Source organism: Methylobacterium sp. E-012, assembly GCF_057836545.1.
In genome coordinates this window covers 635,633-648,306 of sequence record NZ_JBYQEY010000001.1, presented here as the reverse complement: position 1 = coordinate 648,306, position 12,674 = coordinate 635,633, and the positions used below count along the sequence as shown (strand labels likewise).

The 12,674-nt window shown below is 72.6% G+C and carries 11 protein-coding genes; 7 read left to right on the top strand and 4 right to left on the bottom strand.

Annotated features, from left to right (window positions below; translation table 11 throughout):
* Positions 1–45: 45 nt before the first annotated feature.
* Together AC3IF1_RS02975 and AC3IF1_RS02970 are read left to right on the top strand one after the other, a co-directional pair.
* Positions 46–1,734, top strand: a complete 1,689-nt coding sequence (locus AC3IF1_RS02975) for a methyl-accepting chemotaxis protein (protein WP_489215736.1) — start codon at positions 46–48, stop codon at positions 1,732–1,734.
* Between the two features lie 48 nt (positions 1,735–1,782).
* Positions 1,783–3,093: a histidine-type phosphatase gene (locus AC3IF1_RS02970; RefSeq protein WP_489215734.1), complete on the top strand. Its 1,311-nt coding sequence runs from the start codon at positions 1,783–1,785 to the stop codon at positions 3,091–3,093.
* Positions 3,094–3,245: 152 nt separating this feature from the next.
* Here the strand turns inward: AC3IF1_RS02970 and AC3IF1_RS02965 are convergent, their stop codons facing one another.
* Positions 3,246–3,500: a hypothetical protein gene (locus tag AC3IF1_RS02965; protein ID WP_489215732.1), complete on the bottom strand. Its 255-nt coding sequence runs from the start codon at positions 3,498–3,500 to the stop codon at positions 3,246–3,248.
* A gap of 68 nt (positions 3,501–3,568) precedes the next feature.
* The gene (gene hisS, locus AC3IF1_RS02960; protein ID WP_489215730.1) at positions 3,569–5,092 is read right to left on the bottom strand and encodes a histidine--tRNA ligase; all 1,524 of its coding nucleotides are present in this window, start codon (positions 5,090–5,092) and stop codon (positions 3,569–3,571) included.
* A 494-nt stretch (positions 5,093–5,586) separates the two neighbouring features.
* On the opposite strand from hisS, the gene AC3IF1_RS02955 reads away from it, so the two are divergent.
* On the top strand, positions 5,587–6,273 hold the full coding sequence (locus AC3IF1_RS02955) for an SDR family oxidoreductase (protein ID WP_489215728.1): 687 nt from the start codon (positions 5,587–5,589) through the stop codon (positions 6,271–6,273).
* A 13-nt stretch (positions 6,274–6,286) separates the two neighbouring features.
* On the opposite strand, the gene AC3IF1_RS02950 is transcribed toward AC3IF1_RS02955, so the two are convergent.
* The gene (locus tag AC3IF1_RS02950) at positions 6,287–6,619 is read right to left on the bottom strand and encodes a hypothetical protein (protein ID WP_243973051.1); all 333 of its coding nucleotides are present in this window, start codon (positions 6,617–6,619) and stop codon (positions 6,287–6,289) included.
* A gap of 452 nt (positions 6,620–7,071) precedes the next feature.
* Between AC3IF1_RS02950 and AC3IF1_RS02945 the strand changes: the two genes are divergently transcribed.
* The 4 genes from AC3IF1_RS02945 (at position 7,072) to rnhA (ending at position 10,748) form a co-directional block, all read left to right on the top strand.
* Complete coding sequence (locus AC3IF1_RS02945; protein ID WP_489215726.1) at positions 7,072–7,917, top strand: C40 family peptidase; 846 nt, start codon at positions 7,072–7,074, stop codon at positions 7,915–7,917.
* Between the two features lie 130 nt (positions 7,918–8,047).
* Complete coding sequence (gene ispH, locus AC3IF1_RS02940) at positions 8,048–9,049, top strand: 4-hydroxy-3-methylbut-2-enyl diphosphate reductase (protein ID WP_489215724.1); 1,002 nt, start codon at positions 8,048–8,050, stop codon at positions 9,047–9,049.
* Between the two features lie 240 nt (positions 9,050–9,289).
* On the top strand, positions 9,290–10,255 hold the full coding sequence (locus AC3IF1_RS02935) for a homoserine kinase (RefSeq protein WP_489215722.1): 966 nt from the start codon (positions 9,290–9,292) through the stop codon (positions 10,253–10,255).
* Between the two features lie 7 nt (positions 10,256–10,262).
* Positions 10,263–10,748: a ribonuclease HI gene (gene rnhA, locus AC3IF1_RS02930; protein WP_489215720.1), complete on the top strand. Its 486-nt coding sequence runs from the start codon at positions 10,263–10,265 to the stop codon at positions 10,746–10,748.
* Between the two features lie 361 nt (positions 10,749–11,109).
* On the opposite strand, the gene zwf is transcribed toward rnhA, so the two are convergent.
* Positions 11,110–12,636 (bottom strand): glucose-6-phosphate dehydrogenase, encoded by a 1,527-nt coding sequence (gene zwf, locus AC3IF1_RS02925; protein WP_489215718.1) that lies wholly within the window; start codon positions 12,634–12,636, stop codon positions 11,110–11,112.
* Positions 12,637–12,674: the final 38 nt, after the last annotated feature.

Sequence of the window (12,674 nt, the reverse complement as noted above, 5' to 3'; positions counted from 1 at the left end):
ATCGGATACACCTGCCGCTCCCGGCCCGTCATCGGTGAACGACCCGTGCATCTCCCCTTCCGCCTCAGAACCCAGTTCCTGGTGCTCGCCGGCCTCAGCGGGATGATCGTCATCGCGGTCGGCACCCAGGCCGCCCTGCGCGTCTGGCAGAGCACCGCGACCACCGAGGAGATCGGCGACCGGCTGTTGCCGGCCGTCGACCTCCTGGGCGATCTGCGCGCGACCATGACCCGCGTGCGCCTGGGGGCGACCCGGGTGCTCGACGAGACCGAACCCGGCGCCCTCGCCCAGGCCCGGGACCGCAACGACGCCCGGATCGCCGAGATGCAGGGCCTGATCCGGGACGTCGCCGCCCTGCTGTCGGCGAGCCCCGACACGGCCGCATCCATGACCGCCTTCACCGGGCAATGGCAGGCCTATCTGGAGGCGCAGCGCGGGGCCTTCGCCCTGGCGGCCGGAGGCGAGGCCGCCCGGGCCCGGGCGGCCTTCAACGGTCCGGCCAACCGGCTGTACGACACCGCCTGGAAGAGCCTCGATGGCCTGAAGGGATCCGCGAGCCGGGCGGCCCGGGCTGCCACCGGGGCGGCCCGGGCCGCCAGCGCGACGGCGGTGACGACGATCCTGGCGGGCACCGGCCTCGGCACGGTCCTGGCGCTGGCCCTGATGGCGTGGCTCGCCCGGGACATCGCCGGGCGCGCCCTGCGGGTCGCCGCCGCCATGACGGAACTGGCCGCCGGCAACGCCGCGGTCGCCGTGCCCTGCACCGAGCGGCGCGACGAGATCGCCGAGATCGCCCGGGCCGCCCTCGGTTTCCGGGCGAGCCTGGAGCGCAACCAAGCCCTCGAGGCCGAGACCGTGCTGGCCCGGGCGGGCGCGGAGGCCCAGCGCCGGGCGGCGATGCAGAGCATGGCCGTGGCCTTCGAGGGCAGCGTCGGCGGGGTGATCGTCGCGGTGACGGACGCCGTCGCCCAGCTCCAGACCACGGCCGGAGGCATGAGCGCGATCGCCGCCCGGGCCTCGGCCCGGTCGGGGGGCGTTGCCCGGGCGGCCGAGGACGCCGCCGGCAATGTCGGCACGGTGGCGGCCGCCGCCGAGCAGCTCGGCGCCTCGGTCCAGGAGATCGGCCGGCAGGTCCAGGCTTCGGCCAGCATGGCGCAGGGGGCGGTCGCGGAATCCGGCCAGACCGCGGCCCTCGTGGAGGACCTCAGCGCCGCCGCGTCCCGGATCGGCGACGTGGTCGCGCTCATCTCCGGCATCGCGGCCCAGACCAACCTCCTGGCCCTCAACGCGACCATCGAGGCGGCCCGGGCCGGGTCCGCCGGCCGGGGCTTCGCCGTGGTCGCCTCCGAGGTGAAGGCGCTCGCCGAGCAGACCACCCGGGCCACCGCGGAGATCACCGGCCAGATCGGCCGGATCCAGGCCTCCACCGGCCAGGCCGTCGGGGCGATCGGCTCGATCACCGCCCGCATCCAGGAGATCAGCGGCGTGGCGACCTCGATCGCCGCCGCCGTGGAGCAGCAGGGTGCGGCCACCCAGGAAATCGTCCGCAACGTGTCGGAGGCCGCGGCCGGGACCAGCGCGGTGACCGGCAACGTCGCGGGCCTGGCGGGCGCCGCCGACGAGACCGGTGCCGCCGCCGCCCAGGTCCTGGCCTCGGCGCAGGCCCTGTCGCGGGAATCGGGGCAGCTCGGCGCCGCCGTGGGGCAGTTCCTGTCCGGCCTGCGGGCGGCCTGAGCCCGGGCCGCCGCGGATCATGCCAGGCGGGGACGGGCGCGAACCGTGATGGCGCGGAGGATCCCGCAGGCGCCCGGCCGGGGGCGGGGCCCGAGCGGCGCATTCCTGTGCACCGTGTCCGTTTGCGTCGCCCTCGCGATCCTCCTGTCGGCGCAGGCTCCCCTCCGGGCCGAGCCCCGGCTGGAGCGGGTGGTGACGGTCTCCCGCCACGGGGTGCGTGCACCGACCGCCGCGCCGGCCGCGCTGGAGGCTCGGACCGGCCGGCCCTGGCCGGCCTTTCCCGTCGAGCCGGGCGAAATGACGCCGCACGGCGCCGAGGCGCTGTCCCGGATGGGGGCCTACCTGCGGAGCGTCTATGCCCGGGCGGAGCTTCTGCCCGAGACCGGTTGCCCGCCGCCCAACGCCGTGCAGGTCTGGGCGGACGGCGCCACGAACCGCACCCTCCGGAGCGGGCAGGTCCTGGCCGAGGCCGTCGCGCCGGGTTGCGGCCTCGTCGCCCGTCACGGGCCGGTGGGCGCCTCCGATCCGGTGTTCGACGGCGGTCGCGTCTGTCTTTTGGATCCGGCCGCGGCCCTGGCGGCGGTGCAGGCGCGGACGGCCGGGGGGACCGCCGTGACCGACAGGGCGTCCGAGAAGGCCATCGCGGCGCTGAAGCGGATCCTGGGACCTGCTGCCTGCAAGGCGGTCCCGGCGGCCTGCCTCGACGGCCCGAGCACGCTGGGGGCCACGCCCACCGGGCCGAAGATCGAGGGTCCGCTGGCGCTGGCCGCCGCCGTGTCGGAGAACCTGCTCCTGGAATACGCCCAGGGCCTGCCGGCCGATCAGGTGGCCTGGGGGCAGGGCACGCCCGAGACCCTGGCGGCACTGCTGCCCGCGCATCGGCGGGCAGCCGATCTCCTGCACCGGACACCCGGGATCGCCGCGTTCCACGGGGCGACGCTGCTGCGGATGCTCGCGGACCTGCTGCAGGGCGTGGCGCCCCGGGGACTCGGCGTGCCGCAGCTCGGGGCGAGCGCGCGCCTCGTCGTGCTGGCCGGCCACGACACCACCCTGTCGACCCTGTCGGGCGCCCTCGGCCTCGGCTGGTCGCTCCCGGGGCAGCCGGACCCGACGGCCCCCGGCGCCACCCTCGCCTTCGAGGTCTGGCGCAGTCCGGAGACCGGCGGGCGGACGATCCGGGTCCGGATCTACGCCCAGACCCTCGACCAGCTGCGCTCGGCCCGGCCGCTCGGTCCCCTCGACCCGCCGGTCTCGCTGCCGCTGACGATCGGGATCTGCCCGGCGCGGGACGGCGGCTGCGATCTGGAGACGTTCGTCGCCAAGGTCCGCGCCGCGCTGCCGCCCGTGTGCGTCCGGTAACGCATCGTCCGGGTTTCGAAAGGGCGAGTCCTTTCGCAGGTCCAGGGCAGGGCCCTGGTCTCGGGCGAAGCCCGAATTTCAGGGGCTCCGCCCCCGAACCCCTGCCCACGGGCTCGCCCTTGGGAAACCCCGGATCTTCGCCGGCCCGACTTTCAGAGCGGGCGGATGCTTCCGAGCCGCGCTCCGCGGGGCCGACGGCCGGGCTTGCGCCGGGTCAGCGCGCTGAGCGCGGGGCCGGCGGCGACGCCGGTGCTGAGGATGGGGGCGCTGCCGGTCCCCGGCGTCGCAACCGCCACGGCGCTGGGCAGCGGGTCAGGGGTCGGGCGGGCCGCCGAGGCCGGCGCCGCGCAGGCGATGAGCAGGGCGGCCGACAGGATCAGGGGCTTGACCGTCGTCTTGGCACGCATCCCCGGGGTCTCCCTGCCGACAGGGTCGCGGCATCGACAGGGAACAACGCCGTCGAAGCTCGGGCGTTTCAACCCGTGGTCGAGGGAAAGTGCCGAGCCAGCACGGCGCGGACCTGCGCCACCAGATCGGCCTCCGGGCAGGAGACCTGAGCCGGCCGGGCCGCCTTCCACTCGGCGTTGCTGGCGATGGACTCCGCCGCCCGGGCGCCCTCGATCAGGTCCTTGATCTGGACCTCGCCGGCCAGCCGCTCGTTCGAGCCCTGGATGACCGCCACCGGGGCGCGGCGGCGGTCGGCGTATTTCATCTGCGCCTTCATGCCGGCGGCGCCGAGATAGAGCTCGGCCCGGATCCCGTCCGCCCGCAGGAGCGCCACCAGCCGCTGGTAATCGGCCATGTTCTCCCGGTCGAGGACCAGCACCACCACCGGCCCGGGGGTCTCGGCGCCGGCGAGCAGGGGGCTGCCCACCAGCTGCAGGGCCGAGAACAGGCGCGAGACCCCGATCGAGAAGCCGGCGGCCGGCACCGGCTCGGCCCGGAAGCGGCCGACCAGCCCGTCGTAGCGTCCGCCGCCCGCCACCGAGCCGAAGCGCACGGTCTGGCCGTCCTCGTTGGTGACCGGGAAGGTCAGCTCGGCCTCGTAGACCGGGCCCGTGTAGTATTCGAGCCCGCGCACCACGCTCGGATCGGCCCGGATCACCTCGTGCCCGTAGCCGGCGGCGGCGCAGAGGCGCATGATCGCGTGCAGCTCGGCGATGCCCTCCCGGCCAGTCTCCGAATCGCCGACCGCGTCGTGCCAGCCCGCGAAGAACTTTTCCCAGAACGCCACCTTGTCGGCGCCGTCCCCGGCATCGGCCTGGAACGACACGTAGGCCAGGATCCGCCCGATCGCCGCCGCGTCGAGGCCCGCGCCCCTGGTGAAGTCGCCGCTCTCGTCCTTGCGGCCGGCGCCGAGCAGGTCGCGCACCCCGTCGACGCCCAGCCGGTCGAGCTTGTCGATCGCCCGCAGCACGGTCAGGCGCTGGCCGGCGCGGTCGTCGCCCGCGAGCCCCGCGGCCTCCATCACGCCGTCGAGCACCTTGCGGTTGTTGACCTTGACCACGTACCGGCCGCCGAGCCCGAGCCGGTCGAGGGTGTCGGCCATCAGCATGCAGATCTCGGCATCGGCCGCGACGCTGCCGGCGCCGACGATGTCGGCGTCGAACTGCATGAACTGGCGGAAGCGGCCCGGCCCCGGCTTCTCGTTGCGGAACACGTAGCCGGCCCGGAAGCTGCGGTAGGGTTTCGGCAGGGCGTCGAAATGCTCGGCCACGAACCGGGCCAGCGGCGCCGTGAGGTCGTAGCGGAGCGACAGCCACGCCTCGTCGTCGTCCTGGAACGAGAACACCCCCGCGTTCGGGCGATCGAGATCGGGCAGGAACTTGCCGAGCGCCTCGGTGTACTCGACGAAGGGGGTCTCCAGGGCCTCGAACCCGTAGAGCTCGAAGCTCTTGCGGATCGTCTCCAGCATCCGGTGCTGCGCGGCGATCTCGTCGGCGCGCCGGTCGACGAAGCCGCGCGGCAGGCGGGGTTTCAGGGTCTCAGGCTTGGACATGGGATCGTGTTCGCTTCCCGTGGACCCGGAGCCCGGATCCGGTGTGAGTCGTCCCCGGCACGGCGGAGATCCTGGGGCCGGGCTCTACAGCATCGGGCCGGATACCGGAACCGGCACCGGGCGCTAGCTTTTTGACGGACATCGTCTTTTTCCGAAGGCCGGCAGCCACCGTGCGGGACGAGGTGCCGGAGCGTGTTTCCGCGTGTTCCCGGTCCTTCGATCAGGACGGATCCTGTCCTTAGCCAGTGATCCTCGGCCCGTGATGGTTTCGAACGGTCCCGGACATTTCGCGGGTGCGGGGCGCAAACCCTGCGAAAGCCTCGGGGCTCTGCCCCGGGACCCCGCCAAAGGGATGATCCCTCTGGAATCCACGGGGTTGGGTCGACGTGCAAGCCTGGCCGGCCGGCTATCGCGCTCCCCGCCCTCGTCCTTGGGGGATTGGGCGAACCTTCGCGGGCGCGGCCGGTTGATCCGGCCGGATCGTCGAGGACACCATGAACCCATCGCAGAAGAGCGCGCTGATCGTCGGGGCCTCCCGGGGCCTGGGGCTCGGCCTCGTCGAGACCTTCCTGGGGCGCGGCTGGCGGGTCACCGCCACCCAGCGCACGCCGTCCCCCGACTTGGCGCGGCTGGATTCCGAGGCGCTGCGCGTCGAGACCGCTGATATCGACGACGATGCCGGCGTCGCCGCCCTGCACGACCGCCTGGCCTCGGAGCGCTTCGACCTGATCTTCGTGGTGGCCGGCGTCGCCACGCAGGCCCACGACCCGCTGCACGCGGTGCCCCGGGATGTCGCCGCGCAGGTCTATCTCACGAATGCCGTCAGCCCGATCCGCTTCGCGGAGGCGTTCCGCGACCGCCTCGCCCCCGGCGGCAGCCTCGCCCTGATGAGCTCGATCCTCGGCAGCGTCAGCCTGAACGAGACGGGCGGCTGGGAGACGTACCGGGCCAGCAAGGCGGCGCTGAACACCCTTGCGCGCAGCTTCGAGATCCGCCACCGGGCCGAGAACCTGTCGGTGCTGATCCTGCACCCCGGCTGGGTCCGCACCGAGATGGGCGGGACGGAGGCCGATCTCGACGTGGCCACGAGCGTCACCGGCCTCGCCGACGTGATCGCGGCGGCGCTCGGCCGGCCGGGCGCCCACTATCTCGACTACCGGGGCGAGACACTGCCCTGGTGAGGACCGGATCGGCTCAGCGGCGCGGGTCCATCGGGCGGATGCGCCGCTCGATCACCACGGTCGGCCGGGTGCGCCGCTCGACCACGACGGTGCGCGGCGCCCGGCTCGGGCTCGCATGCGTCAGGATCCGCTCCGGCACGCGCTCCGGCTTCGCCGTCTTGGCTGCCAGGACGTGGGGGCGGACCTCATCGGCCGGGAGGCCGATCAGGCCCGCGGCGATCTCGACCTGCTGCTCGACATCGTCGGCGAGGTCCTGGGCGGCCGCGACCGCCTCGTTGATCGTGGGCGGCTCGCGGCGCACCCGGATCGGTGGCAGGTCGGCGAAGCTCTTCTGCGTCTTCTTCACGGGGCGACTCGCAGTCTTCATGGGACAGACATAGCGCCTTCCGGGTCGGTTGTGCAGTGCATCAAAAGCCTGTGACCGGCATTCCGGGCACATGGCTGACGGACCGTTGCCGCCGCGATGGGCACCGGGGCGCCGCCGCTGTCGAGCCCGTGGGCACGATCGCGCCGAATCGCCCCGGCGGGGGGCGGTTGCGACATAGGAGCGCAGGGCCAGCGGCGCAACGGTTCCGCCCTGCGACGGCGATCTCCCGAGGGATCCCGCAGGCCCCCCCGGGGTCCGGCCTCCCGCCCGGACCAGGGCTATCGGCCTCCGGGACGAGACGATGCGCCCCGGAGATTGAGCGTATCGTCCGGTTCCCGGGTCGAGAACGACGCCCGCGGCCTCCGGCGCGCATCGACTTTTTTTCCGGACGGCGGACACCAGCATTCAGGATGATGCCCTAGGATGGCCGCATGCCAGAGACCCTCGATCCCCGCCTGACGCCGGCCCGGGCCGACATCGCCGCCCTGCACCTGCGCGGCCGGGTCACCGCGGAGCGCTTCGTCGCCGGCACGCCGCGCCGGGTCATCGCCCCCGCGGCCCCCCTGCGGCGCGCCCCCGCCCCGGACGCCGGGCTGGACACCGAGGCGCTGCTCGGCGACGCCGTCGACCTCTACGCCGCGGCGGACGGCTTCGCCTTCGTGCAGCTCGCCCGCGACGGCTATGTCGGCTACCTGCCCGCCGACAGCCTCGGGCCGGCGGGGCCGGAGCCGACCCACCGGGTCACGGCGCTGCGCACCTTCCTGTACCCGGAGCCCGACCTGAAACGGCCGATCCGCGCCCATCTGAGCCTCGGGGCGCGGCTGGTGGTGACCGGCGAGGCGGGGGCGTATCTGGAGACCCCCGGCGGCTACGTGTTCGCCCGCCACTGCGCCCCGGTCGAGGAGCGCGCGCCCGACTATGCGGCCACGGCCCTGCGCCTGGTGGGCACCCCGTATCTCTGGGGCGGCCGGACGACGCTGGGGCTCGACTGTTCCGGCCTCGTGCAGCTCTGCCTCGACGCCGCGGGGCTCGCCTGCCCGCGCGACGCCGACCTGCAGGCGCGGGATCTCGGGCAGGCCCTGCCCCTCGACGACGCGGCCCTGCGCCGGGGCGATCTCGTGTTCTGGCGCGGCCATGTCGGCCTGATGCTCGACCCCGAGACCCTGATCCATGCCAACGGCCACCACATGGCGGTGGCGGTGGAGCCCCTGGCCGAGGCGGTCGCCCGGATCCAGGCCCACAGCTTCGGCCCGGTGACCGGCCTCCGGCGCCTCTGAGGGGCCGGGTCCAAACCCGCGGCAATCGTGCTACAGGAGGGCCCCGCCGCGACCGTCCGGCCCGGTTCCTGGACCTGTTCCGGGACTTGGCCTGTTGACAGGACGGCCCCGCCCTCGCCACATCCCCCGCATGACCGTCGAACCCGCGCCCCTCGAGCCCGCCCAGGGCAATGCCGGCAAGCCGCCGCTGGAAATCCTGCTCTGCGCCCCCCGGGGCTTCTGCGCCGGCGTGGTGCGGGCCATCGACGTGGTCGAGCGGGCGCTCGCCCTCTACGGACCGCCCGTCTACGTCCGTCACGAGATCGTGCACAACAAGTACGTGGTCGAGAGCCTGAAGCGGAAGGGCGCCGTGTTCGTGCGCGAGCTCGACGAGGTGCCCGACGGGGCCGCCCCGGTGATTTTCTCCGCCCACGGCGTCGCCAAGACGGTCCCGGCCAACGCCGATTCGCGCGGCCTCACCACCATTGACGCCACCTGCCCGCTGGTGACCAAGGTCCACCGCGAGGCCGAGATCCACCACAAGCGCGGCCGCCACGTGCTGCTGGTCGGCCATTCCGGCCATCCCGAGGTGGTCGGCACCATGGGCCAATTGCCCAAGGGCTCGATCACCCTGGTGGAGGATCTCGACCAGATCCAGGCCCTGACCCCCGAGAACCCCGACAACCTCGCCTGGGTCACCCAGACGACCCTGTCGGTGGACGACACCCGCCACATCGTCGAGGCACTCAAGAAGAAGTTCCCGACCATCACCGGGCCGCACAAGGACGACATCTGCTACGCCACCACCAACCGCCAGGAGGCGGTGAAGCAGGTGGCGCCGCTGGTCGACGCCCTGATCGTGGTCGGCTCCTCCAACTCCTCGAACTCCCAGCGCCTGCGCGAGGTCGCCGAGCGGGTCGGCTGCCCGATCACCCGCCTCGTGCTGCGCGCCGAGGAGATCGACTGGCCGGCCTTCGAGGGGATCCGCAAGCTCGGACTCACCGCCGGCGCCTCGGCCCCCGAGGTGCTGGTCGAGGAGATCATCGAGGCCTTCGCGGCCCGCTACGACGTGATCGTCGACACGGTCTCGACGGTGGTGGAGGACATGGTCTTCCCGCTGCCGCGCGAATTGCGCAGCGAAGCCGCCGAGTAGGCCGCTCGGGATCCAGCCTCCGACGAGAGGGACCCAATCCCGTCCAAACCCCTCATCCGGAGGGGCCGAAGCGCAGCGCAGGCCTCGAAGGCGCCCTCCGGGGACCGCTGCGATATCCGGAGGCCTCCCTCGCGGCCGCTGCGCAGCACCTCAGGATGAGGGGGTGGGTCGGAAGACCGGGACCGTCCGGCTCATCGGCGATCCCAAATCCCAGAAGAACCCCAACCCGAGCGCGAACACGTGGCCGTCTACACCGAGGTATCCGACGCGGCGCTCGCTGAGTTCCTGTCCGCCTACGCGATCGGCGGCCTGCTCTCCTACAAGGGCATCGCCGAGGGCGTCGAGAACTCGAACTTCTTCCTGCACACCACCCAGGGTTCCTACATCCTGACCCTCTACGAGAAGCGGGTCCGGGAGCAGGACCTGCCGTTCTTCATCGGGCTGATGGAGCACCTCTCGGCCCGCGGCCTCGCCTGCCCGCAGCCGGTGCGCGACCGGGCCGGCACGGCGCTGGGACGCCTGTGCGGCCGGCCCGCCGCGATCGTCAGCTTCCTGGAGGGCGTCTCGGTCAAGGCACCCGGCGTCGAGCATTGCCGGGAACTCGGCCGGGCCCTGGCCGAGCTCCACGCCGCCGGCCGGGATTTCGCGATGGTGCGGGAGAACAGCCTCTCGGTGTCGTCCTGGCGCCCGCTCTTCGCCCAGGCCGAGGCCCAGGCCGATTCCGTCGCCCCGGGGCTGGCGGCGCGCACCCGAGCCGACCTCGCCTTCCTCGAGACGCACTGGCCCCGGACGCTGCCGGGCGGGGTGATCCACGCCGACCTGTTCACCGACAACGTGTTCTTCATCGGCGACGCCCTGTCGGGCCTGATCGACTTCTACTTCGCCTGCACGGACGCCTTCGCGTACGACCTCGCGGTGTGCCTCAATGCGTGGTGCTTCGACCCGGACGGCACCGTCCACCGGGACATGGCGGCGGCCCTGATCGCCGGCTACGAGGCCGTGCGCCCCCTGGCGCCGGACGAGGTCGCGGCCCTGCCGATCCTGTGCCGGGGCGCCGCGCTCCGCTTCATGCTGACCCGGCTGGTCGACTGGCTGAACGTGCCCCCGGGGGCGCTGGTCAAGCCGAAGGACCCGCGGGAATTCGATCGCCGGCTCACCTTCCACCGGCAGGCGCGGGACGCCCGGGATTACGGGCGGCAGGGTTGAGGGCCGGATGAGCACCGACGTGACCGGCCCCGCCGGCGAGGCCGCGGCCGCGCCGATGCGGGTGAAGATCTATACGGACGGCGCCTGCTCGGGGAATCCCGGGCCGGGGGGCTGGGGGGCGATCCTGATCTTTGGCGAGACGCGGAAGGAGCTCTCGGGGGGCGAGGCGCATACCACCAACAACCGGATGGAGATCCTGGCGGCGATCGAGGCCCTGGAGGCGCTCACGCGCCCCTGCCGGGTCGATCTGTTCACGGACTCGCAGTATCTGCGCCAGGGCATCACCGCCTGGATCCACAATTGGAAGGCGCGGGGCTGGCGCACCGCCGACAAGAAGCCGGTGAAGAACGAGGACCTCTGGCGCCGCATCGACGTCGCCCGCGACCGCCACGAGGTCGCTTGGCACTGGGTCAAGGGCCATGCCAGCGACCCGCTCAACAACCGGGTCGACGCGCTGGCGGTAGCGGCGATGCTGCCGTTCAAGCGGCGCTGAGCGGGAATCCGTGACTGTGTGACCTCGGTTCCGCGCCGGTCGCACCGATCGGACAACCAACCCTGGCCCGCATCCTGAGGCGCCGAAGCGTAGCGGAGGCCTCGAAGGAGCCCTCCAGCCGGCCGCGCGATCCCGGGAGCCCGCCTTCGCGGCGGCTTCGCCGCAGCTCAGGATGAGGGGGTGGATTGGGGCGATCGGGACATCTCGGCCTTGAGCGTCGCGCCGCCGTCGCGGCTCGGTACGCTTGGCTGCGAACCGAGCCGCGACCAATTCCGTGCCGAGCAGGCGGCCGGCTCGCGCCCCATCGCGTCCCGTTCAGGGTCGGGGATGAAACCGTCTGGTCGTTCGATCGCCCGGGCTCTCAATCCGTCTCGCCGTCGAGGCCCAGCCAGTGGCGGCCGTCCCGGGCCAGGAGATCGTCCGCCGCCTTCGGCCCGGCGCTTCCGGCCGGGTAGGGGGCCACGTCCTGCTGCGGCCAGCCCTGGAGCAGCGGGTCGACCGCGGCCCAGCCCGCCTCGATATTGTCGGCCCGCTGGAACAGGGTCGCGTCGCCGGTCATGCAATCGTAGAGCAGCGTCTCGTAGCCGACATTCGGCGTGTCGGCGAAGAAATCCTTGTAGCGGAAGCCCGAGCGGACCCGGCCGATCTTCATCTGCGGCCCCGGCACCTTCACGTTGAACTCGCTGCTGACCCCGTGATCCGGATCGATCAGGATCCGCATCACGGTCGGCCCGAGATTGGCGTTGGGCGTGTCCTCGAACATCTTGAACGGGGCCGGCTTGAACAGGACCGCGATCTCGGTGCGCCGCCCGGTCATGCGCTTGCCGGTGCGGATGTAGAACGGCACCCCGGCCCAGCGCCAGTTCTCGATATGGAGCTTCAGGGCGATGTAGGTTTCGGTGACCGAATCCTTGGCGACGTGCGGCTCGTCCCGGTAGGCCGGGACATCGCGGCCCTCCGAGGTGCCGGCCGTGTACTGGCCGCGCACCGCATCCTCCGGCGGGATCGGCCGCACCGCCTCGGCGAGCTTGGCCTTCTCGGTGCGCACGGCCTCCGCCGCGAAGGAGTTCGGCGGCTCCATGCCGACCATGCACAGGAGCTGGAACATGTGGTTCGGCACCATGTCGCGCAGCGCCCCGGTGGGTTCGTAGAACCCGCCGCGCTCCTCGACGCCGACCGTCTCGGCCGCCGTGATCTGGATGCTGTCGATGTATTCCCGCCGCCAGACCGGCTCCAGCAGCCCGTTGGCGAAGCGGAACGCCATGATCGACTGGACCGTGTCCTTCCCCAGGAAGTGATCGATCCGGTAGAACTGGCTCTCGTCGGCCTGCTTCAGGATCCGGGCGTTGAGTTCCCGGGCCGAGGCCAGGTCCGAACCGAACGGCTTCTCGATCACGACCCGGCGGAAATCGCCGTTCTCCTGCTTGAGCAGGCCGGCCTGGCCGAGGCCGTCCACGATCGTCCCGAAGAACCGGGCCGCCACCGCACAGTAGAACACCGCGCTGCCGGTGATCCGGCTGCCGATCGCGGAAAACGTCTCGGGCTTCTCGAAATCGCCCTTCAGGTAGTGCAGCCGGTCGCGAATGAAGCCCCAGCTCGTGGCGTCGATATGGTCGGCGTGGAACTCCGAGGTCGGGTCCTTGCTGAACGCCTCCAGAGTCTTGGTGAGGGTGTCGCGCAGGGACTCGTCCGTGCCGTCGGAATGGTCGACGCCCAGGATCGAGAACCCTTCGGGCAGGAGCCCCGCCCCGGCGAGGTTGTAGAGGGAGGGCATCAGCAGGCGCTTAGTCAGGTCGCCCCCGGCGCCGAAGATCACCAGCGTGCAGGGCGGCGCCGGCTCGGTGCCGCAGGCGGCGTCGTCCTTGAGGGCTGTCTTCTGCTCGACCATTCCCGATTCCCGTCCGATTGCGGCGCAGCAAGCCGCCT

Coding starts and splice junctions, on each gene's coding strand:
- AC3IF1_RS02970 (WP_489215734.1), top strand. CDS start 1,783: ATGGCGCGGAGGATCCCGCAGGCGCCCGGCCGGGGGCGGGGCCCGAGC.
- AC3IF1_RS02965 (WP_489215732.1), bottom strand. CDS start 3,500: ATGCGTGCCAAGACGACGGTCAAGCCCCTGATCCTGTCGGCCGCCCTG.
- hisS (WP_489215730.1), bottom strand. CDS start 5,092: ATGTCCAAGCCTGAGACCCTGAAACCCCGCCTGCCGCGCGGCTTCGTC.
- AC3IF1_RS02955 (WP_489215728.1), top strand. CDS start 5,587: ATGAACCCATCGCAGAAGAGCGCGCTGATCGTCGGGGCCTCCCGGGGC.
- AC3IF1_RS02945 (WP_489215726.1), top strand. CDS start 7,072: ATGCCAGAGACCCTCGATCCCCGCCTGACGCCGGCCCGGGCCGACATC.
- ispH (WP_489215724.1), top strand. CDS start 8,048: ATGACCGTCGAACCCGCGCCCCTCGAGCCCGCCCAGGGCAATGCCGGC.
- rnhA (WP_489215720.1), top strand. CDS start 10,263: ATGAGCACCGACGTGACCGGCCCCGCCGGCGAGGCCGCGGCCGCGCCG.
- zwf (WP_489215718.1), bottom strand. CDS start 12,636: ATGGTCGAGCAGAAGACAGCCCTCAAGGACGACGCCGCCTGCGGCACC.